The organism is Niallia sp. FSL M8-0099, assembly GCF_038006945.1.
Lineage (GTDB): Bacteria > Bacillota > Bacilli > Bacillales > Cytobacillaceae > Niallia > Niallia circulans.
The window spans coordinates 1,692,256-1,712,722 of sequence record NZ_JBBOWF010000001.1 but is presented as its reverse complement, the minus strand read 5'-3'; the positions used below and the strand labels follow the sequence as shown (position 1 = coordinate 1,712,722).

The following is a 20,467-nucleotide window of genomic DNA, read 5'->3' as shown; positions in this document are numbered from 1 at the left end:
CAAAAGTAAACGGTCAATTAATCAAGTTTAAATCGAGATATTCAGTACGCCATTTTAAAGGAGTAGTACCTTCCCAAAGATGAAAGGCTCGATAGAACGAGCTTTGATCTTCATATCCAATTAAAAAGGCGACCTCTTTAATATCAAGTGAGGGGTCTGCCAGGTACTCTTTTGCCTGCTCATGTCGAACTTTTGTTAACAAATGCTTGAAGCTCGTGCCTTCTTCCGTAAGCCGCCGCTGCAAAGTACGATCGCTTACCCCTAACTCGCTCGCAATAGCCGGAATATCAGGGCGACCTCCTGTTAGGCTGCGTTTCATGATCCACTTGACTGTCTCAGTAATAGAAGGTCTTTGTGCCTGCTCATTCAACGACTGTTCCAGTACGGGAGTCAATATTTCTAGCAATTCTGCATTGTATGAGACAAAGGGACGATCCAGATCTGCTCGATGTATAGTTAACCTGTTACAATTTGTACCGAGCTGAATTCGGCAGCCAAAGTAATCTTCAAGTAACTGCAGTTCGCCAATTGAATGGGTAGAAAATTCTACGAATCTTGCTGTCAAGGGTTGACCTGTACCCCGACGTCCCAGTTCGAGAAGAAATGCCATCGTAATACCAATTAATATGGTCAGACCGGGTTGTTCACTATGCAATGATTTTATTTCAATTGTACAGTGTTCCCCTTCCTCGGTAATATGTAAGCTTTCAGGAGGGCACAGTTGTTTGTACCTAGCCATCCGCTTTAAGGCATCACGGTAGTCACGAGCATGGTAAGTTGCTAAGACAGTCGGAGGGAAATGATCTGTTTCAAAGGATGTCGCAAGCTTGATGATTCCTTTCGCAGTGTCGTCAACGAGATCGGAATAAGCCTGCCAAATCGCAAAATATTGGGCTGTGGTGACAACTGGATCAGAAACAATGGTGATTGGCAATTGTGCTTTTCCAACCATGTCGATGGCGTCTATCCCCAATTGACGTAATCCTGTCCAAAATCCTGCCGGAATTTTAATACGGTCAGAGGCATAAAACGTCATATATATGGTCCTCCTTTCTCTATTTACATTACTAATTTTAAATGTAATTATGTCCTTTTTTACAAATGGTACTGTTTAATAATACCTCTCCAATAGAGTCTTGTAACTAGCGAACTGCGACAAACCACTTGCAAAATACGCCAATATTATAAGCAGAAAGAATGGTCATAAAGTTTTTTATTAGTCGTTACTATACGATTTTTATTTCTTATGATTGGTGTATTTACTTTAAGAAATAAGATATGAAAAACGGCCAGACAAAAATCTGGTCGTTTTTCATGTTAATTACATATCTAATTGGATTGTTTTCTCTATACTCCAAAAAAGAACCCGTTATAATCCACCAGCAACCTTTTAAAAACTTTCCATTTAGTATTAACAACTTAGAGAGAAACCTATTATACTTGAAATCTTTTGTTCCTTTTACCTTGTTTTCAACTATTTATGTAAGTTGCCACGAGAAGACTTTAATACCATAAAAATAGCTATAGCTAATCCAAGTACTCCTACCCAGGTGATGGAACCTAGCGATACCTTTTCTACAAATATCCCACCAATTCCTGCCCCTGCAGCCATTGATAATTGCATCATTGACTGGTTTAGTCCTAAAAGTACTCCGGATGATTCTGGTTTTATGGTTGCCAAATTGAACTGTTGTGCTGGCGCTGATGTCCACGCTGCAAAGGACCACAATATTAGTATGATTACAACACCAACATATGTGTGAGTGATTAATGATAAAAGAATAAGCATGACAATGTGTAGAAGCATCGAACCTATTAATGTATGTGACACACCCCATTTGTCTGTGCTAAAACCACCGAATTTTGAGCCGAATAAACTAGCAACACCGAATATAAGCAGAACTCCACTTAATAATTTTTCATGGATACCTGAGATGTTCAAAAGATAAGGAGATAAGTATGTGTAAGCAACTGAATACCCGCCAAGCCAGAAAAAGGTGATGGATAAACCAATCGCTACTTTTCGATCCTTTAGGAGAGCAAGTTGTTGTCTCAACGGAACCGGTTCATCTCCTTTTGTTGACGGTATTACGAATGAGATGATGATCATCGCTAATAACCCAAGGAACGCAATTCCGCCAAATACTGCTTTCCAGTTGAATGCATCTGTAATAATTCGTCCTAGAGGAACACCAATGATTAAAGATGCTGTAAATCCCATCACTACAGTAGCTATTGCACTACCTTGTTTACCTTCAGGTGCTATTTTTGCCGCGATAGTCAGAGCTGTAACGACGACCATTCCAGCGCCTAGTGCCATTATAATTCTTGAGAAAACAAATAAGGTGTAACCTGGCAATAAGAATGCAAATATGTTTGCTATCACAAACAAGCCCAGTGATACAATCATAAGCTTTCGTCTATCCATGCCTGATGTTAGTGCCATAAGAATGGGTGTAAAGATTGCATAAACAAGCGAGAATATCGTTATTAATTGTCCTGCAGCCGCCAAAGTGATTCCTAGTGAATCTGCAATGTTATCCAATACACCAGAGATAATATACTCCGATGTTCCAACTAAAAAACTAATAAGTGCTAAAATATAAATTTTAAATATGTTAGACAAAATAATCTCTCCTTCGCATATTATATTTACATATCTAGAAAAGACGATATGTAAATGATAAATATAAACATATCGTGATATATCGATATGTCAGGTGTAAATAAAGCTGAATTCTTAGAGAGAATTCAGTTACATTTACTTTAGATCTCTTGCTCCAAAATAGCTGCAATATTTTTTATTGCTTCTTCATCTCTTTTGTAATACGTATACTTTCCAATACGCTCTGTCTTAATCAGCCCAGCTCGCAAAAGTATATTTAGGTATTGAGAAGCTGTTGATTGCGTCATTTTTAATTGCTCTGTTATTTGACTAACGCATACCCCTGTTTTTCTCATATCAATCCCTTCATGAGGTACAAAATGACGTTCAGGTTCTTTTAGCCAGTGTAAAATTTGCAGCCTTGATTCATTTGATAAGGCTTTAAAGATTTCAATAGGTTTCATGGTTTTTATTATATCTAAAAAATACGATATGTCAATTTGTATTTAATTGAATTTTACAGATGAGGGAAGTGTTATAAATATCAACATCTATTTTTTCGTTAATAAAACAACTGCCAGTCTCCCGAAAATTGCTTTGTAGAGCTATTTATTCTTTTTATACGACTTATCATATCAACTAATTTTTTTGTTAATGATAATTCCGTTGTTATCCATCTGACAAAACATTTGTATAATAGGTATCTTCCTTTAGTTTCTTTTCTCTTTCTAAGACTATATTTCTCCTTTCCACAAAAATATCCCCAGAGAATAAGACATACACTAAATATGGTCTAATTCTCGGGGGATTTCTTCTTCGTTACATTTTTATCTTAAAATCTCAGTAATACAGATTATTTTTTATTATCTTTTGCAATCTTCTTAATCAAAGCTGGCAGCCAATCATCCAGATTCGTAAACGTAAATCCTGCTTTTTCTGCCTTTTCCGTATTCATATACCATGATGCAGGAATGGCATACGGAGAGAAATCTTCTTCATCTCCGTCAAGGGTAATTTTTGCAGTATGTCCTGTAATCTTTTCGATTATTTGGATTAATTTTTTCATTGTAATTTTCCCATTTGCTGTCGCATTAAATGGCCCTTCCACCTCTGAAAAACCTGCCCACTTTAAAAATGCGGCCGCTTCCGAAGCAAGAATAAAGGACATTTCTGCCTCCATATTAACAAAGCCGATCGTTCTATCCTGTTGAATTCGCTCAACGTGAAAATGCAGCCGACGCGTGTAATCATCTTCCCCTAACACAATTGGAAATCTTACTGCTACAACGGGGAAATCTGCATACTGGAAAAATGCTGCTTCTGCCTGCCGCTTTCCTTCATCATAAACAAATTCGCTCTTATCTAGTTGTATTGGATAGTTGTATGGATAAAAATCTGCCTCTCTTTTTTCGTTTCCATCAACAGGATAAGTAGATAAAGAGGAAGTAAACACAAGCTTTCCTATTTTCCCATTAAATACATCACAAAAGTCTTTTGCTTCATTAGGTGTATAACAGATATTGTCATAAACAATATCAAAGGTTTGACCTGCGAAATGATGTTGTAATTGTTCCTTTTTAGAACGATCAGCGATAATATGTTTCACTTCGTTGTCAAATGGATGACTTACAGTCCCTCGAGTCATAATCGTAACACGGTGTCCCTCTTTTAGCAGCAATTCCACAAGCTTCCTTCCAAAAAAACGCGTGCCGCCTAGCACTAATATATTTTTCATCTTTTTTCTCCTAATCTATGACATTATTTTAAAAATTCCATAGAAAGGAGCTAATTCCTCTTTTTCATTCACGATATTATTTCAATAAATCTATTATTTTGCAATAAAATATTCTATATTTACAATCTGTTCTTTTTGAATTATAGGTGTCACCCCTTGAACTATTTGATCCCCGTTATTCCATATTTCTGAATTACGCAATTTTGCTAAATCGAAAATTCTTTCCCAGCTTTGCTCCTTTGTAATAGTTAATTTACCATCGTCGAATAAAGTATCTTCCTCCTCAGTCATAGGGCAAAAACCGTTATTTAGCACACAATGCCAAGCAGAAAAATCAGAAAACAGGATTTGGTTTTCTGGTATCTCGACTGTTAAACATACAGCTTTTGTTCCTTTATTAAAATGTCCTTCCGACTGTAAATTTGGTTTTGTCGTCCACAGCCAAATAGGATAGGAGCCATTATGATTCAGCCTCTTACCCATTTGTTCTATCATCCATCTATAAGAAGGGAGAAAGTCTATATCCACAAATTCTGCTTTTCCAGTTAAATAGCCAGTTTTATTTAATTGGTTTACCACTTCGATTGCTTGGTTGGTGAAGTAAATAGGCATTTAACTATCAAACTCCTTTTCTTTATTATAAAAGCTGTAAATACAGCCATCGAATAAAGGGCATTTCATTTCTTCTATTTCTGAAAAAGCTGCAATATGGTAATATTAAACAAAAAAGGATAAGAGATTATGTAAAACGAAATATTTTTGGTGTTGGATCTTTTGTTATATTGCTGATGGCTTTTATCCTTGTATTTTTTTGCATGTCTCTTTTCCCAATACTCTTTCTATCATACTCCGATGGCTTCTTCCTCTCATTGGGACTATCTCTGGTTTCTTAGGAAAAGAGGATTTATTCATATTAGCGGCCTTATCGGCAATGTCCTTATCTTTTTCTTAAAGGTATAGTACCCTTACTTCGTTCTTTTGGAATGAACCTTAATTTCCCTTAGTTTCCTTATATACTTTCTATTTAAGGCATTGATAACAGATAAAGCGGATTTTTTTCTATAGGAGAATTCTACTTTGATTTATTTTTAGCTCTTTATGTTTTTTCTTTGATAGAGTTTTTACTATTAATTTGTTTGAATGGGGTTACGTTTATTTAAAAAATGGTTAGGAGTGTTTCATGATGAATAAGTTACATGTATTGATAAAAATTTTGATTACTGGTTTAGGTCTTCTATTAATCTTTACAAACATTGATACTCTTTGGTATAACGTTTTTATTGCATTCGTCATTGTCTATCTTATGTGTGACTTGCTTTTAAATATGTATCGCAAAAAGGATAATGGTCGAAAGCAATAAATTATTGCACTCTTCTATCATTATAGATACAATGCTTGAAAAAATGTCCCAAAATCATTAGTTAACATAATAATATTATTATAAATTATTCTAATGACCTATCTCATCAAGATTCTTTCTTTACTCTTTTCTTGGCCATATAAAAATAGAATAATGGAAAGCTGGTGAAAGAATTGAACGAATTACCACTAAAGCAGTTAGAGAAACTTATTGGATCGCTTCCATCTATTTCACTTGTTGCTGAACAAGGCAGTACCTCTACCGTTTATCAAGTGCTGGCCAGAAGTGGCACCTACATACTAAAAAGCGCTTTTGATGAAAAATATCGAGATTGACTTCAGACAGAAGCATGTGTTTTAGAAAAATTAATAGGGAAAGAATTTATTCCTGTTCCGTATTACTATGGATTTATAAAGGAACAAGCCAGCAGTCATTTGATCATGTCCTATGAACAAGGGATTACCTTAACAGCTGCTTTAAACCAAGCAAAAACAGACACAGAGAAATGTGCTTTAATCCAAAGCTTTGGTCAACTTTTACATAATCTGCATACTACAGAAATAATGGATCCATTTCATCATGTAGGTGAATGGCTATCTGAACGTCTCCTAAAAGCGGAGTATTATGTTAAAAAAGGATGGACAGAAGGATCCAATGACCTTCTCACTTTGTTGAAAAATAATAAGCCAGCGCCAATAAACCAAACGATTATACATGGAGATTGCACAACAGACAATGTTCTTGTTGTGAATGGCGCTGCAACAAAGTTCATTGATGTCGCTGGCATGACAGTTGGTGATCCCCGCTATGATGAAGCATTAGCCATTAGAAGCTTTGTTCATAATAACAGGTTTAAAGAAGCCTTTTATGCAGGCTATAAACATTATCAGATTACCATGGATGAATTTCGATATTTTGACGAAGGGTTGTATGAATTTTTTTAATTTGTAAACAAATTGATTGATTAGTTGCACACTAAATAAAGGGATTAAAATGTACTCTCAGCAAGGACATTTTAATCCCTTTTGTCTTTTTGTGGTGCCAGGCACTCTTAATGGACACTTTTAATAATTCGTTGCTCAAACCCTTTTGTAAGTGGCACGACGATGATGCCGGCGATGACAAGTTGCATGATATTACCTGGCACGGAGCCGAATGGCTGGATCCAGTTGCCATAAAGGATTACTTCTGTAAAATAGTAGCCGACAACTTTGATGATCATGGCAACAGCAACTGCCATTATATATACAAAAGACTTTTTGCCAGGCATCTTTTCCGCAATAAGTCCTGCTATATATCCCATAGTACCAACAATTACAAATGTAAATGGAGCCCATAATGTCCAGCCTGACATAATATCAAATAAAGCCATTCCAAAAGCGCCTACAATCGCACCAGATTTCTTGCCAAAAAGAAATGCAGCAATCAAAAACGGCACGTTACCCAAATGGATTAGTCCCCCATTTCCCATCAGTGGCAGCCTGATGTTGATAAACATTGTAGCAAGAAACGTTAAAGTAATAAAAAGTGCATTGAGAACTAGGATTCTCGTTTTGTTTTGTTTTGTCGTAAACATGCAAAATTCTCCTCTTCCTTCAAGTATTTGTTTTTCAGTTTAAAAAAAGAATATCCTCTTCTTCATGATTACTAGTATAATAAAATCTGACAATATAAAAAGTGTCAATTTTTATAAAAATAACGTGGTCAGAAAGGATACTTCCCGAATGGATATGCTTATGTTTGAATTGAATAAAAACACAACTAAACCCTTATATGAGCAGCTATATATGGGAATCAAATCTGCTATTTTAAGCCAACAAATTGAAGTTGGAACGCAACTCCCCTCCAAAAAAAAATTGGCCGATTTTTTAAACATCAGCCAAACAACTATCGAAGTGGCATATGCTCAACTGGTTGCAGAGGGATTTATTGTCTCAAAACCACGGATTGGTTTTTTTGTAGAGGATATAAACGAATTACCTTATATTGAAACAGAAAATGTTGAGTTGCCTATGGAGGATATAGAGAAAGAAATGATCCGAATTGACTTTCATCCTGGAAAAATCGACACAGATTCCTTTCCTTTTTCCCAGTGGAGAAAGTATGCAAAAAATTTATATGATACACCGTCAAAGGAGTTGCTACAGATTGGAGAACCACAAGGGGAATACACTTTACGGGCGGAAATAGCCAAATACCTATATCAATCGCGTGGGATAATATGTAAACCAGAGCAAATTGTGATTGGGTCAGGAACAGAACAACTCTTTCCTATGATTTTAAAGTTGCTTGAAAAAGATTCAACCTTAGCCCTTGAAAATCCTGGCTATTCAGCAAGCCCTAGAATTCAACTGCAAAATAAAGCCATCCCTATTCCAGTTGATGAAGACGGATTGATGGTGGATCAACTGGAAAAAACAAAGGCGAATGTGGTCTATATTACACCTTCTCACCAATTTCCGACAGGTGCCGTTCTTTCCGCCACAAGAAGAACACAGTTAATGCAGTGGGCAGCCAAAAGTAAAAATCGCTACATTATTGAAGACGATTACGACAGCGAGTTTCGTTACACTGGTAAACCCATTCCCGCCTTACACGGGATGGACCAAAACAATAAGGTGATTTATCTAAGTACGTTCACCAAGTCATTAATGCCTTCATTGCGATTGGCCTATTTTCTTTTGCCTTCTACATTGTTGAAGAAATATAAGGAAACATTCAGTTATTATTCGGCAACTGTACCAAGGTTTGACCAGCATATAGTAGCCAGCTTCATGAGAGACGGTTATTTTTCAAAACACTTAAATCGTATGCGGAAAATTTATCGTAAAAAACTTGATAAACTGATCCATATCTTTAAAACAGATTATCCAGAAGTCATCATCACTGGAGATCAAGCCGGGATGCATATTTTAATTTCCCTACCCTTGCCCAAAAGTGAAAATGAGCTAAAAGCTATCGCAGCAAAAAGCCATATCTCCATTTATCCATTAAGCGATTATCTTATAAAACCAATTGAATATAAGTATCCAACATTCCTGTTAGGGTTTGGAGGCATTCCATTAGAAAAAATCGAGGAAAGCATACACCAATTAATGCAATGCTGGAAAATGGAAAAATAATTCAGCTTGTACTAACTCTAGCTAGAATCTCTATTTAATTTAAACTATTGCACAGTATTATATAAGAAGTAGTGTTCATTTTTCTATTAACTAGATTATTGAATAATAAAGAAAACGTCTAATCCTTATTTAGCAAGGTTTAGACGTTTAATGATTTAAGCATTAATACAATAAGTACAATCCAACGAACGATACATTAGCTGCCATGACTAGAAAGGCGTCTGTAATATGTATTTTTGAAATCCAGCTTTATGAAAGTAGGATCTAATTTCAAGCTTTAAAGCACATGTTATTTTAAGTGAATAACCTCACAATCTTTTGTTTAGAGTATAAAAAAGACAACTTCTTACATTAGAAACGAGCCAGTTTATTTAATAAGCAATACGTACTTTTTTTCATATTTCATTGACAAAAGTTAAAGTATTGAATATAGTTTTATTAAATTAGTTTTAAGAAAACTATAGAAGGGAGCTTGATAATGAATGTATGAACTTCTTGTACTTTCGTTATTAATGAAATTTCCATTACATGCATATCTTATCTCAAAAATATCAAATGACACCATTGGTCCATGGGAGCAGGTGAGCAGAGGAACTCTTTCAACATTGCTTAATAAATTAGAGAAAGCTGGTCTGATTCAAGAATCTGATCCAGCCACTGTCCCTTTTCCTACCGATCGGCCAAGTCGTACTTTCGAAATAACGAATAAAGGTAAATCACGTTTTTTTGAGTTGATGATGGATACAAAAAAAAATCTTGGAAATTACCAAAAAATTTTTCACATAAAGGCCATTTACTTTGAATTTCTAAACGAAGAAGATCAACTCTATTTGGTTCATCACTATATAAAATATTGTCAAACAGCAATTGATCATATCAAGGCCCAGCAATTAGAATTTGATGAAAATCCTGAGCATGTTAAGTCAATGCATCGTACCTCATTTTATACGACCATAGAAAGTTTAATGCACCTAAATGCAGAGCAATGGAATCTAGAAAAACAATGGGCAACTAATTTTAAAGAACAGATTAAGATGAGCATAAAAAACGATAAGAGAAAGGAACATTCAAATGACACAAAAATGGAAAACAGATAAAGAAGCCATACACTTTTTATTTAATGAAATGTTTTCGGCATGGAGTCATGGAGATGGCGAAGCATTTGCGAATTGCTTTACGGAAGATGTTGACTATGTTACTTTTTTCGGACAGCATTTAAAAGGAAAAAAAGAAGTAGAGAGATCACATCAGGATTTATTTAATGGTGTCTTAAAGGGATCACAAATGCAAGGACGAATTACGAGCATTCGTTTCCTAAATGATGAACTAGCAATTGTTCACTGTATAGGAAATACAAAAATGTCAAACCAAAAAAATTATAATAAGAAAAGAGAATCTATCAATACTAATGTAATAGCCAAACAAAATGGGGAATGGAAGATCTCTGCTTTTCACAACTGTCGAATCAAAGAGCCAAACTTTTTTATTAAATGGCTTTTGAAAAAAGGTAAAAAAAAGAGTGAAAAAAGCTAAGTTGAATGTATGTTTAAAGACGGTTTTCCTGGTATCTAAAATTGTTATCCATTATGACTAGTTATAAACTCATTATGCCTAAACCGGTTCTATCCTAAACAAAAGGGGAGCGCCGGTTTCGTCTCTCTTGAATAATATCTGGCTCTAAAAAAAGCTATGAACGATTAAACTGCAAGTTAGCACAAGAAGTAAACGGGAGCGCCACAGCCATTCCATCTTTAACGAAAGCATTCGTTGAATAAGGGTGTTACTGTTTATTCATCATTTTCTTCAGATATTTAATTAATAAACTCCTCTAAACTAGCTGCATATTCGTCTAATTCCCTTGTTTCGTGATTCCAGAGAAAAATGGTATCTTCAATTTTTCTGTTCACTTTTTTAAAGCACAGTAGATCTCCCGAACCATCATCACCAATTGCAATAAGGTCTTCAGACATTCTTTCATCTCTTGCTTCCTTATTTTGTCTAACAACATTGTCCCATGTTTTTTTAGAATTTATTTGGGTTTTAATAGGATAGAGAATCCATTCATCGATTTCTACATTATTTACTAACTTAAAAAGTTCTTTGTACTTCTTTAGAGGCCCATTTGACTGCTTGTACCTCTTCAGTCTGTATTGTCAATTCATTCAAGTCTAATTCATATTCAATTAAATAATAATCATCAAAGCCATGTTCAAAGTTAATAGTAAATTGTAGACGAATCTTTTCAAAGTTATTATGAATTCCCCAATTCCTCGAATAGCTCGCTTGAAGCAGTCTGTATCACCTGCAACAGCACTACCACCACAAGTGATATTCCAAAGGTTCGACCACCCTTGCTTAAAGGGCTGACGTTGCTGAATCTTTTGAATTAAATATACATATGTGTACTATTAAATAGAACTCTTCTGGTTTCATTTCATCCCCCCTGAGTTATTTGTTTCTCTATTTTATTACGATGCTTATCAAATAAATCCCACTTTTCCATTGCAAAAATCCTTATGTATATTATTGTAATAGGATTCTCAGTATACTATATAATCAGATTATCATAATGAATTTCACAATAGATATTTAAAGATTTGGAATAAAATTGAGTAACTTTCCCATAACGACGATTAGGAACATTTTTTACTTAGAGTTGAAAGTCCGCAAAAAACTGACCATCGTTTTAATCGAGCTAAAATCCCCTTTAGTTGATGTTGAAGTATATTTGTTTACAAACTTGGTTGCCTTTTTAAATAAAATTTGTTTATTTATTAAGGAAATGCATCCCTGACAACTATACCGCTCTTTAGCAATCCATAACATTCTTAATTATTGTTACAACATCTTTTAAATATGAACCAGAGTGGGGTACGAAATCTTCTTTTGTAACACTTTTTGTAATTTCTAACTTTTCATCATACGTATTAATTATGAAACCATTTACAGTAATTTCAGTTCTCTTCTCAAAAACAAAATCATAAAAATTTTTGAATTTGGTTCTTACAATGCCAGATACTTCTTCTTTTTGAAGTTTATATACAGGTTCTTCATTTACTCTATACATATATACATTGCCAAATTCTTTATCAATAAAATTTTCAGTAATAATACAATCCTTTATAACACCTATTAATTCTAAATCTTCCATTGATACATCCATGCCTAATTCTTCTTTTATTTCCCTAATACCCTCTCCGACAGTTTCATCGGCCAAGATATGACCAGCAGCCGTAATATCCAATAAATTAGGAAAATCATTTTTCACCTTACTACGTAATTGAAAATATATATAATCTATATTATTTTCATTTTTTAAAAACCAACAATGAAAGGTATCGTGCCAGTAACCTTTTTGGTGAACGATATCACGACTAGTTATGCCTAATGGATTTTTTTGTTCATCGTAAATTTTTATCATTTCAATACTCATAAATTATCCCCTATTAACTCAATAATCATTTTATTTTCTTATAAAATGCAGAATAAACCAATATTTATAACTAATCTGCCATTATAGCAAGATCAAGAAAGAGTGCCGTTGCTTCATAGTATCTATTAGTCATTAAAAAAAGGCTTCCTCTTTTTCATTGACTCCTTTGTCAATAAATCGTAGCATTCCTTTTCCAACAGATATAACATCTTCTTGATTAAAAATAATACAAGCTGTTCCTCCAACATACTTCTCACATTCAAACTCACCAAGAACTGTCACGTACCCCTTTTCAAAATGATAAATGAGTTCACCGTCATGTTCCTCTATAGCACTTAATTCGTTGTGTAAATATGCTCTAATCGGTTTATCGTATAATTTCATATGGATCACACCTTTTTTGTATTTATAAGTTTAATACCAAGCAGCCTGCAGCTTCAGTACCATAATGGATAAAAAAGCATTCATCCGTCTTGGATCAATGCCCCTAGTCTAAGTACAATTCTTCCCTTACTTTAGTTTATTCCAATCATGCTGCCTCTTTTTTCCTATATTAAGCAAGTTACCCTTTGAGCAAACTATATATTGATATAATTATAATCCTGATCTATATGCTTTCTTGTAACAATTTCATTTTCATCTAAGCCATTACATATTGCAAAAAAACCTTCATTAGTTTCAAAACCGACGCCAATCAATTGTTCCATCCATTGAATAATTTCAACAGTATTTATTTCTTTCTTTAAAAATTTATTAAGCTCTACCAATTTGTTCTTTTTCCAAACTAGTTTTCTACCAAAGTAATTAATCTCTTGTAACAGGTCAATGTGGTCAAAAGTTACAGCATATTGATTAGTCTTGTATGCACATAGTTCTAACTGGCAAGTTTTAAATTTTAATATTACTGGCAGGTCATTAAACCATTCATCATTAATACTATCCCAGGACACCCATAGTTCTTCTATTGTTTGCCCTTTCAGAGATTCCAGCTTACATTTATATTCAGCTATGATTCCAAACGATTCTTCATACAATTTGGGATTGTAATTTTTTATTCCGAAAATAACAATTCCCTCCTTCTCCATTTTCCTTTATAACTAAATTTCCTAAGTTAATCCCGTTTGTCACATAATACATTTATTATAGAAATACAGCTCCTGATAATAACAAAAAGAAAAAAATGTGCCTGATAGTTCAAGAAAAATGAACAAATTTTAGATCTCTGCCAACAAAACTAGAAGACGGAGGTTGTAGTCCCAATTCTCTCGACCAAACTGAAAGTTGTCCGATATGATGAATTTCGTGTGCAATAATATGGTGAATTATATCATTTACAGCGTATTTCTTTTCATCCCAAGGGACACTGACACTCTGTTCCTTCAAGTCATCTATGTTTCTCAAATATTCAGCGATTTCCTTCCGTAATTTATCTGAAAGAGCTTTAACCTTTTCAAGTGTATTATAGTCATCAAACTGAAATACTACATCCTCTTTCCCTTGAATACCACGAATCCAACTATATTCCACATCAATTATATGGAAAAGTGTAAATAAAATATTTCCTACTCCGCCAATACGATTTTTTAATAACTCTTTAATTGTTAATTGATTACACCAGTCAAACCATTCATCTCTTACTTGCCAGTTATATTCAAAGAATTTTATCAATATTTTGAACACCCCTAATTTAGTTTAATACAATACCTTTCGCTATAAAGTATTTATTTCCTTCTTCCACCAAACTAACATCCTACTTTAGAAAGAAATCAATACCTTTTTGGAAAAGTATCGCACCAAATAGTTTAAGTGTACTACTTCACAAGTGAACAGCTAATCTTATATTTTTTGTATGCTAATGGTGTCATGTTCATAGACTTTCGGAATTTATCGATGAAATAACTTGTGCTGTTAAACCCTACTTGATAGGTAACATCTGTAACATTGGAATCTGGATGTTGTAATAAAATTAAACTTTTTTGAATTCGATAATCGTTTACGTAATTTAAAGGTGTTTTCTTTAAAATTCGTTTAAAATATCGACAGCATTCGGAACGGCTTAATTGACCAGCTCGTGCAATATCGTCTAAAAGGATTTTCTCAGCATAATGCAGGTGTATCCAATTTAGCATTTGTTTCATTCGATTATTCTTTAACATTTCCGTCTCTTCGGACTCTAATTGAATACCATTTATTATTAGGTTCTTCCAAATTAAAGTAAGATGTACGGTAATGTCAATTTCATAGCATGGTGGATTTTGTTGTATCAACTGATTGATTTTCATGATAGAGGCTAAAATATTTTTCGCCCAAAGCTCCGTTGGATTCAATAATAAATAAGGTATATTAGTTGCTTGAATATAGGGATTTACATAGGTTGTATAAAGTTCCTGAGATAAAATGAAGTGTGGTGAAACATTCAAACAAATATAGACACAACCCGACTCATTCTTATCTTTTGCCATGTGAAGGCAGCCACTATTTATAAATAGCCCCTCACTTTCTTGCACTGTAATATTCTCCTCATTTATTTGAAAAGTTGCTTCTCCTTTTACAATGAAGATAAACTGAAATTCATCATGCCAATGAAGTGGTACATATCCATTTATATTTTGGTTAATGATAGTTTCATAACAAGCAATAGGTAACTCAACTGTACGGTGTTCAGTTAATTCTTTTAAACTTTCATCAACCATAAACTTTTTTATTTGCATATATATCACCTCAATATACTTATATTTTTTTATTCGATTCAGATATTATTTTAGAGGTTTTCCACTTATTATTTAAATATTATAACACTATTTTTATATTTAAAGGTGGAGGATCTATGATGAATAGACGAAAGGGCATATTTCTTGTTATAACGGGAGCAGTATTTTGGGGGATCGGTGGTACAGTTGCAAAAAAGCTTTTTCAACAGTATCAAATCGATCTAGATTGGTTGGTAATAATCCGATTGCTTATAGCTGGATTTTTACTCTTAGCAGTTCAGTTTTTCAGAAAAGATCGTTCCCAAATACTTGGTGTTTGGAAATCTCGAAGGACAGCTATTCATTTAATTATCTTCGGGTTACTCGGTATGCTTGCGGTTCAATACACATATATGGCTTCCATTAAATATGGAAATGCTGCTGTTGCAACACTATTACAGTATTTAGCGCCTGTTATGATTATCGTATACTTAATTTTCCGCAAACAATTGGTTTTAACACGAAGTGATTTGTTGGCTGTTTCTTTGGCCTTATTGGGTTGTTTTTTCTTATTAACAAACGGCTCAATCTCTCAATTATCTGTACCTGCACTTTCAATCATTTGGGGTGTTTTATCAGGAATAGCATTAGCATTTTATACTCTTTATGCAGTTCCATTACTGAAGCAATATCATTCACTTGTCATTGTAGGATGGGCTATGATTATCGGTGGTTTTGCATTAAGTTTTATCCATCCTCCCTGGCAAATGGACCTTAAAAGCTTAACGATAGAAGCTTATTTATATATAGTCTTCGTTATCATATTTGGTACCATGATTGCATTTTGGTTCTATATAGAAAGTTTACAAAGTCTGCTACCTAAAGAATCAAGTCTTCTTGGAAGCATAGAGCCACTAGCTGCTGTTTTGACAACGGTCTTTTGGTTAAAAGAAGCCTTTGGTTTATTTCAATGGGTAGGTACAGCTTGTATCATTGGAATGATATTATTGTTGGCTTTGAATAAAGAGTCTTCTCCAAGAACTGGTCAACCTCCTAAAAATGAAGAGCCCCTCAAAGTTAGTTGATTAGAGGGGCTTTCTTAAACTAACGCACTATTTTAAGGACCATACTTCACATCATCTTTTTGTATTCTCACCAGATCTTTATATGTTTTTATCCTTTACACGTTTCATTTAAAGACGAACAGAGCCATAATGATGTCGCCCCTCAAAAAGAAAAGCAATGATACTCTCATAATAGGGTATAAATTTTTTTAATTCGATTAGCTCTAAGATTTCTTCTTTAGAGGCCCATTTGACTGCTTGTACCTCTTCAGTCTGTAATGTCAATTCATTCAAATCTAATTCATATTCAATTAAATAATAATCATCAAAGCCTCTTTCAAAATTAATAGTAAATCGTGGGCGTATCCGTTCAAAGTTATAAAGAATCCCCAGCTCCTCGAATAACTCTCTTGAAGCAGCCTGCTGACTTGTTTCGTCTGCAACCGCACTACCACCACAAGTGATATCCCAAAGGTTCGACCATCCTTGCTTAAAGGGCTGACGCTGCTGAATGAGCATCTCTCCTTTTGGGTTAAATATACATACGTGTACTACTAAATGAAACTCATCTGAAGTCATTTCGTCGCCACGAGCTATTTGTTTATCAATTTTATTACGGTGCTTATCATACAAATCCCACTTTTCCATCGCCTAACTCCTATGTATATTTTTTGTAACAAGATTCTCAGTATACTATTGATTAAATTTATAATAATGATTTTTACAAAATATATCCAACACTTCGTAATAAAATGATAACGATCCAAAAAATCGTGGGAGAACATTTTATACTAAAAGTTAAAAGTCCCGTAAAACTGACGATACTCCTTATTAAACCAAACTACCTCTTTAGAAAGAAAGGCGATACCTTTTTGTAAAAGTATCGCTCCCGTTTGTTTAAGTACATGTCTTCACAAACAACGTCTTTTCCGTTCATTCTACTTTAAATTTCTTGGGTTATTTCTCTTAAAAATTGTTTTCTCTTCTCATCTGTTGTTAAGTTGGCTCTAGAAAAATGAATCCATTTAGTGTATTCATTTTTAATTCCCAGGTCAGCTAAAGTTCGATTAATGAAAACTCCTTGAATAGCATTGCCTCCTTCAGATTCAATATATTCTTTATCCGTTGTAGAAGTTGAAATCACAGTTGTTTTTTCTATATTTGTCAATAGCCCTTTGAGAGTACTTGTTGTTTTATCCTCTAGGAATGCGAATCCACTCAACATCACTTTATCAATAAATCCTTTTAGAATAGCAGGTAAGTCCCACCACCAGACAGGAAATATAAAAATCAACTCGGTTGTCTGACTTAATTTTTTTTGATAGTCCTTAACTAATTCGTAAGGTGTTTCTCCTCTATTAAATTGCGCCAATTCTTCTGCTGTAAATACGGGATTAAATCCATCTTTATATAGATCGATCACTTGAAATGTTTCTTTCTTAGCTTCTAAGTGTTTCGTGATAGAAGTTAAAATTGCATGATTATAGCTTCCTTCCCATGGATGTGCATAGACAATGGTTTTCATTACTAGTTCACCCTTCTCCCTTATTTTCATTATTTTGATGTACATTCATCTTATTGTATGCTATATATTTTTACAAGTACGGTAATTAAAGTACGATACTAACCTAAAGGAGAGTGCTAAATGAAAAAAGAATCTTATCTATTTGAAGGGAATTTGAAGGATACTGGTTTTGGATATACTTTGTCATTAATTGGCGGAAAATACAAAATGACAGTTTTATATGCGTTATATTTAAACAATAACCCTATACGATATAATCAGTTGAAACGGAAGCTTGGCAATATTTCTTTTAAAACATTAACCAATACACTAAAGGAACTTGAGAGTGATCAACTAATTATTCGAATGGAATATCCTCAAGTACCGCCAAAAGTAGAATATAGTTTATCAGAAAAGGGGTTGTCACTGATTCCTGTATTAGATGCAATTTGCTATTGGGGAGAAGAACAATTGGATAAAAGGAAGGAAGTCACGATTAAAGAAAATAATAACTAAATAAAGCTGCCTTGTCAGCAGCTGTAGATTCATTTTCCATATTATTATTCAATAAACATACCCCGATTATGAAAAAAGATTGGTTATTGACATGCTGGCGACTATATTCAATAACAAGCATAATCAAGCAAATGACAGTAATTTTTACTATAGGATGAATAAATTGAATATATGAAGTTATTTTAGGTGAAAATACCAGTGATTATCATGTAGATCGTATATTTTCGGAGGTTGTTTATGAAAGGAAACTGGAAAATGTATTTATTATTGGTATTGCCTTGGTTAACTATAAGAAAACTTGGTAAATTTAGCTTTCTTCGCTTTCTCCCCACTATTATTTTTAGCGACTTGGTTATTGCATTAATAAGTGAGCTATCCCGAAATTTAAAATGGTGGAAAGTAAGAAAACCTATATTCCCCAAATTAGCAACGGATGTCTCTTTTGTATTTGGACCTTTTACAATCCTAAACTTTTGGATTTTTAAATTAACTTACAAAAGATTTTGGCTATATCTATTTTCTAATGTCATTGCTGACTATTTATTTGCATATCCATTAACTTCAATAGCCGAGAAGCTTAGAGTATATAAAATGGTAAGAATGAGCCGAAAACAACTTTTCTTTTTAAGCATTGCAGTAGCAATAATTAATTACTTGTATCAATCATTATTTGTCGAACCTTTAAGAAGGAAGCATAAAGAATGTAAATGAGAATTTATATCTATACCAAAGAACCCCTAGTTTATGTGTTGTTCAAACCAGGGTTCTTCTATTGTTTCATCTACACCAAGAATGCAAATTTTGTTAGTCGAGTAGAAGAGAGCCTTTCTACCTTATGGTAAATTGTACTCTCCCCCCTCACAGAACCGTGCTTGCGCAATTAACGCACACGGCTCCTCCTAATTATCTTTTACAGAATATAGCTAATCTCTTTTCTTAATTCATATATGTTTACTTTAATTCTTGGAGTTGGAAGTGGAAACTTCTGTAGAAAGAGTCTAAATTTATCCCAGGTAAAGGATTTCCTCTGACTTCTTCTATTTAGCCATTTATATAGTAGTTCTTCAATCTTCTCTTTAAAACCATTTACAGTTTGCGTATTGTCTGTAATGCAGTAATAGTTGTAATAACCTATAAGTGACCTTTTAAATCTATCCATGATTAAATGAATAGATTTATTCCTATTAGTCTTCAACCATTCTTTAGTCTCTCTGAGTTTACCTTGGACTTTCTTCCTGCTCGACTTCCGTTTTACACGAAATTTCCCTTGTTTACTTTTGCTGCAATAATGGGTAAATCCAAGAAAATCAAAGGTTGCTGGTTTGCTATTTCCTATTCTTTTTGCGTTATGTTCCGCAAACCTCCCGAAGGGAATGACCTTCGTTTTATCCTCTGCTATCTCCAAATTAAATTTCTTTAATCTCGACTTTAAAGACTCATAAAATTGTTGAGCTTCTCTTTTGTGTTGAAAACAACATACAAAGTCATCTGCATACCTTACTATATAAGCCTGTCCTTCACATTGCTTCCTAACCACTTTCTCAAACCATAAGTCGAGAACATAATGGAGATAAATATTTGCTAAGATAGGCGATACTACTCCACCTTGAGGTGTACCAGTTTCCGTTTTGTATCTCCTACCTTCTTCCATATATCCACCTTTTAGAAACCTACTGATTATTCTCAGAAGGTTTGGGTCGGCTATTCTATGTTTCAAGAACTCCATCATCCATTTGTGATCAACATTATCAAAGAAACCTTTAATATCTACATCTACTACATAGCTTACTGCTCTCTTTTCAATATAAAAGTTTAGTATTTTCAACGCATCGTGGCAGTTTCTATTTGGCCGAAACCCAAATGAACAATTTAGAAAGTCATTCTCATAAATCGCATTAAGTACTTTGGCAATACCTTTTTGTACGATTTTGTCCTCGTGTTCGGGTATCCCCAATGGTCTTTTCTTGTCAGAATTAAGCTTTGGGATATACATTCGTCTAACTGGGACAGGGCGATAACTTTTGCTTTTCAGTCTACTTGCCAAGTCCATTATGTTTTCTTCCAGATTCTCGGTGTACTGTTCTTTAGTTGTACCATGCACACCGGTTGCCTTCTTGTTCGGCAGCTCAAAATGACAATGAGTGAGTGATTGTTCGTTTAATAGATGCGCAAGAGATGTAAATTTCATTTTGGTATTAGATTTTGCTAATTCTGCTATCCTTAGTAGTTTTGTTTCCATTTCTTATCCCTACCTCTGTGTGTAGTAAATGTTTCCCTAATAAGAGTGATAACTGGTAGCTAGCCTTTCCTCCATCGGTATTACCCAACTTCATTGGTACTACGCTGCTATCCGACTCCCTAAACAGCATTTGGTTTCCTTGCTTATTATCGCTTGTACACCATACTCTTCTATAAAGAAGAGACCGATAGGGTCTCCC

Annotated in this window: 23 protein-coding genes and 1 pseudogene; 9 read left to right on the top strand and 15 right to left on the bottom strand. The window is 34.1% G+C overall.

What is annotated here, in order from left to right; genetic code table 11:
- Window positions 1-13: 13 nt before the first annotated feature.
- The 5 genes from NSQ92_RS08025 to NSQ92_RS08005 all read right to left on the bottom strand — a co-directional run bounded on the left by NSQ92_RS08025 (window position 14) and on the right by NSQ92_RS08005 (window position 4,952).
- Window positions 14-1,036, bottom strand: a complete 1,023-nt coding sequence (locus NSQ92_RS08025) for a helix-turn-helix transcriptional regulator (RefSeq protein ID WP_341152544.1) — start codon at window positions 1,034-1,036, stop codon at window positions 14-16.
- 438 nt (window positions 1,037-1,474) lie between these two features.
- On the bottom strand, window positions 1,475-2,626 hold the full coding sequence (locus tag NSQ92_RS08020) for an MFS transporter (RefSeq protein ID WP_341152543.1): 1,152 nt from the start codon (window positions 2,624-2,626) through the stop codon (window positions 1,475-1,477).
- Between the two features lie 140 nt (window positions 2,627-2,766).
- Window positions 2,767-3,069, bottom strand: coding sequence for an ArsR/SmtB family transcription factor (locus NSQ92_RS08015; RefSeq protein ID WP_047940192.1), 303 nt, complete (start codon window positions 3,067-3,069; stop codon window positions 2,767-2,769).
- 389 nt (window positions 3,070-3,458) lie between these two features.
- Window positions 3,459-4,340, bottom strand: coding sequence for an NAD-dependent epimerase/dehydratase family protein (locus NSQ92_RS08010; RefSeq protein WP_336045432.1), 882 nt, complete (start codon window positions 4,338-4,340; stop codon window positions 3,459-3,461).
- A 93-nt stretch (window positions 4,341-4,433) separates the two neighbouring features.
- Window positions 4,434-4,952, bottom strand: coding sequence for a DUF3841 domain-containing protein (locus tag NSQ92_RS08005; RefSeq protein WP_095321375.1), 519 nt, complete (start codon window positions 4,950-4,952; stop codon window positions 4,434-4,436).
- Window positions 4,953-5,520: 568 nt separating this feature from the next.
- Here NSQ92_RS08005 and NSQ92_RS08000 point away from each other — a divergent pair.
- The 3 genes from NSQ92_RS08000 to NSQ92_RS07990 all read left to right on the top strand — a co-directional run bounded on the left by NSQ92_RS08000 (window position 5,521) and on the right by NSQ92_RS07990 (window position 6,644).
- On the top strand, window positions 5,521-5,700 hold the full coding sequence (locus NSQ92_RS08000) for a hypothetical protein (protein WP_141232307.1): 180 nt from the start codon (window positions 5,521-5,523) through the stop codon (window positions 5,698-5,700).
- 173 nt (window positions 5,701-5,873) lie between these two features.
- Complete coding sequence (locus tag NSQ92_RS07995; protein ID WP_341152542.1) at window positions 5,874-6,035, top strand: hypothetical protein; 162 nt, start codon at window positions 5,874-5,876, stop codon at window positions 6,033-6,035.
- 33 nt (window positions 6,036-6,068) lie between these two features.
- Complete coding sequence (locus NSQ92_RS07990; RefSeq protein WP_341152915.1) at window positions 6,069-6,644, top strand: phosphotransferase; 576 nt, start codon at window positions 6,069-6,071, stop codon at window positions 6,642-6,644.
- A gap of 107 nt (window positions 6,645-6,751) precedes the next feature.
- Here the strand turns inward: NSQ92_RS07990 and NSQ92_RS07985 are convergent, their stop codons facing one another.
- Window positions 6,752-7,276: an ECF transporter S component gene (locus NSQ92_RS07985; protein WP_144545913.1), complete on the bottom strand. Its 525-nt coding sequence runs from the start codon at window positions 7,274-7,276 to the stop codon at window positions 6,752-6,754.
- A 148-nt stretch (window positions 7,277-7,424) separates the two neighbouring features.
- Here NSQ92_RS07985 and pdxR point away from each other — a divergent pair, with 148 nt between their 5' ends.
- The 3 genes from pdxR to NSQ92_RS07970 all read left to right on the top strand — a co-directional run bounded on the left by pdxR (window position 7,425) and on the right by NSQ92_RS07970 (window position 10,355).
- Window positions 7,425-8,822 (top strand): MocR-like pyridoxine biosynthesis transcription factor PdxR, encoded by a 1,398-nt coding sequence (gene pdxR, locus NSQ92_RS07980; protein ID WP_172885233.1) that lies wholly within the window; start codon window positions 7,425-7,427, stop codon window positions 8,820-8,822.
- Window positions 8,823-9,304: 482 nt separating this feature from the next.
- Window positions 9,305-9,919 (top strand): PadR family transcriptional regulator, encoded by a 615-nt coding sequence (locus NSQ92_RS07975; protein ID WP_053215551.1) that lies wholly within the window; start codon window positions 9,305-9,307, stop codon window positions 9,917-9,919.
- Window positions 9,894-10,355 carry an SgcJ/EcaC family oxidoreductase gene (locus NSQ92_RS07970; RefSeq protein ID WP_047940188.1) on the top strand — a complete coding sequence of 154 codons (462 nt, stop codon included), beginning with the start codon at window positions 9,894-9,896 and terminating at the stop codon, window positions 10,353-10,355. Before NSQ92_RS07975 ends, NSQ92_RS07970 begins: the two co-directional genes overlap by 26 nt.
- Before the next feature lie 278 nt (window positions 10,356-10,633).
- Here the strand turns inward: NSQ92_RS07970 and NSQ92_RS07965 are convergent.
- From NSQ92_RS07965 to NSQ92_RS07940, 6 genes and pseudogenes are all read right to left on the bottom strand, one after another.
- Window positions 10,634-10,930, bottom strand: a pseudogene (locus tag NSQ92_RS07965) (SMI1/KNR4 family protein); the annotation flags it as partial.
- Window positions 10,931-11,631: 701 nt separating this feature from the next.
- On the bottom strand, window positions 11,632-12,255 hold the full coding sequence (locus NSQ92_RS07960; RefSeq protein ID WP_341152541.1) for an NUDIX hydrolase: 624 nt from the start codon (window positions 12,253-12,255) through the stop codon (window positions 11,632-11,634).
- Window positions 12,256-12,387: 132 nt separating this feature from the next.
- A complete protein-coding gene (locus tag NSQ92_RS07955; RefSeq protein WP_341152540.1) occupies window positions 12,388-12,639 on the bottom strand; it encodes a hypothetical protein in 252 nt (83 codons plus the stop codon).
- Between the two features lie 194 nt (window positions 12,640-12,833).
- The gene (locus tag NSQ92_RS07950; RefSeq protein WP_061800561.1) at window positions 12,834-13,340 is read right to left on the bottom strand and encodes a hypothetical protein; all 507 of its coding nucleotides are present in this window, start codon (window positions 13,338-13,340) and stop codon (window positions 12,834-12,836) included.
- A gap of 109 nt (window positions 13,341-13,449) precedes the next feature.
- Window positions 13,450-13,923, bottom strand: coding sequence for a DinB family protein (locus NSQ92_RS07945; protein WP_095257465.1), 474 nt, complete (start codon window positions 13,921-13,923; stop codon window positions 13,450-13,452).
- A gap of 143 nt (window positions 13,924-14,066) precedes the next feature.
- Window positions 14,067-14,966 (bottom strand): AraC family transcriptional regulator, encoded by a 900-nt coding sequence (locus NSQ92_RS07940; protein WP_341152539.1) that lies wholly within the window; start codon window positions 14,964-14,966, stop codon window positions 14,067-14,069.
- 119 nt (window positions 14,967-15,085) lie between these two features.
- Here NSQ92_RS07940 and NSQ92_RS07935 point away from each other — a divergent pair, with 119 nt between their 5' ends.
- Window positions 15,086-16,030, top strand: coding sequence for an EamA family transporter (locus NSQ92_RS07935; RefSeq protein WP_341152913.1), 945 nt, complete (start codon window positions 15,086-15,088; stop codon window positions 16,028-16,030).
- Window positions 16,031-16,138: 108 nt separating this feature from the next.
- Here NSQ92_RS07935 and NSQ92_RS07930 read toward each other — a convergent pair whose 3' ends face one another.
- Complete coding sequence (locus NSQ92_RS07930) at window positions 16,139-16,657, bottom strand: NUDIX hydrolase (protein ID WP_341152538.1); 519 nt, start codon at window positions 16,655-16,657, stop codon at window positions 16,139-16,141.
- A gap of 295 nt (window positions 16,658-16,952) precedes the next feature.
- Window positions 16,953-17,534 carry an NAD(P)H-dependent oxidoreductase gene (locus NSQ92_RS07925; protein ID WP_095321366.1) on the bottom strand — a complete coding sequence of 194 codons (582 nt, stop codon included), beginning with the start codon at window positions 17,532-17,534 and terminating at the stop codon, window positions 16,953-16,955.
- A 120-nt stretch (window positions 17,535-17,654) separates the two neighbouring features.
- Here NSQ92_RS07925 and NSQ92_RS07920 point away from each other — a divergent pair, with 120 nt between their 5' ends.
- Window positions 17,655-18,029, top strand: coding sequence for a winged helix-turn-helix transcriptional regulator (locus NSQ92_RS07920; RefSeq protein WP_061800967.1), 375 nt, complete (start codon window positions 17,655-17,657; stop codon window positions 18,027-18,029).
- Between the two features lie 237 nt (window positions 18,030-18,266).
- Window positions 18,267-18,740, top strand: a complete 474-nt coding sequence (locus NSQ92_RS07915; RefSeq protein WP_061800968.1) for a hypothetical protein — start codon at window positions 18,267-18,269, stop codon at window positions 18,738-18,740.
- 199 nt (window positions 18,741-18,939) lie between these two features.
- Here the strand turns inward: NSQ92_RS07915 and ltrA are convergent, their stop codons facing one another.
- Window positions 18,940-20,268, bottom strand: coding sequence for a group II intron reverse transcriptase/maturase (gene ltrA, locus NSQ92_RS07910; RefSeq protein WP_341132227.1), 1,329 nt, complete (start codon window positions 20,266-20,268; stop codon window positions 18,940-18,942).
- Window positions 20,269-20,467 lie beyond the last annotated feature (199 nt).

Bases quoted from the DNA above. Each gene is read 5' to 3' on its own strand.
- NSQ92_RS07930 (WP_341152538.1), bottom strand. From the start codon at position 16,657: ATGGAAAAGTGGGATTTGTATGATAAGCACCGTAATAAAATTGATAAA.
- NSQ92_RS07975 (WP_053215551.1), top strand. From the start codon at position 9,305: ATGTATGAACTTCTTGTACTTTCGTTATTAATGAAATTTCCATTACAT.
- NSQ92_RS07985 (WP_144545913.1), bottom strand. From the start codon at position 7,276: ATGTTTACGACAAAACAAAACAAAACGAGAATCCTAGTTCTCAATGCA.
- NSQ92_RS07955 (WP_341152540.1), bottom strand. From the start codon at position 12,639: ATGAAATTATACGATAAACCGATTAGAGCATATTTACACAACGAATTA.
- NSQ92_RS08000 (WP_141232307.1), top strand. From the start codon at position 5,521: ATGATGAATAAGTTACATGTATTGATAAAAATTTTGATTACTGGTTTA.
- NSQ92_RS07935 (WP_341152913.1), top strand. From the start codon at position 15,086: ATGAATAGACGAAAGGGCATATTTCTTGTTATAACGGGAGCAGTATTT.
- ltrA (WP_341132227.1), bottom strand. From the start codon at position 20,268: ATGGAAACAAAACTACTAAGGATAGCAGAATTAGCAAAATCTAATACC.
- NSQ92_RS08005 (WP_095321375.1), bottom strand. From the start codon at position 4,952: ATGCCTATTTACTTCACCAACCAAGCAATCGAAGTGGTAAACCAATTA.
- NSQ92_RS07925 (WP_095321366.1), bottom strand. From the start codon at position 17,534: ATGAAAACCATTGTCTATGCACATCCATGGGAAGGAAGCTATAATCAT.
- NSQ92_RS08025 (WP_341152544.1), bottom strand. From the start codon at position 1,036: ATGACGTTTTATGCCTCTGACCGTATTAAAATTCCGGCAGGATTTTGG.
- NSQ92_RS07940 (WP_341152539.1), bottom strand. From the start codon at position 14,966: ATGCAAATAAAAAAGTTTATGGTTGATGAAAGTTTAAAAGAATTAACT.
- pdxR (WP_172885233.1), top strand. From the start codon at position 7,425: ATGGATATGCTTATGTTTGAATTGAATAAAAACACAACTAAACCCTTA.
- NSQ92_RS07960 (WP_341152541.1), bottom strand. From the start codon at position 12,255: ATGAGTATTGAAATGATAAAAATTTACGATGAACAAAAAAATCCATTA.
- NSQ92_RS07920 (WP_061800967.1), top strand. From the start codon at position 17,655: ATGAAAAAAGAATCTTATCTATTTGAAGGGAATTTGAAGGATACTGGT.
- NSQ92_RS07950 (WP_061800561.1), bottom strand. From the start codon at position 13,340: ATGGAGAAGGAGGGAATTGTTATTTTCGGAATAAAAAATTACAATCCC.
- NSQ92_RS08015 (WP_047940192.1), bottom strand. From the start codon at position 3,069: ATGAAACCTATTGAAATCTTTAAAGCCTTATCAAATGAATCAAGGCTG.
- NSQ92_RS07915 (WP_061800968.1), top strand. From the start codon at position 18,267: ATGAAAGGAAACTGGAAAATGTATTTATTATTGGTATTGCCTTGGTTA.
- NSQ92_RS07970 (WP_047940188.1), top strand. From the start codon at position 9,894: ATGACACAAAAATGGAAAACAGATAAAGAAGCCATACACTTTTTATTT.
- NSQ92_RS08010 (WP_336045432.1), bottom strand. From the start codon at position 4,340: ATGAAAAATATATTAGTGCTAGGCGGCACGCGTTTTTTTGGAAGGAAG.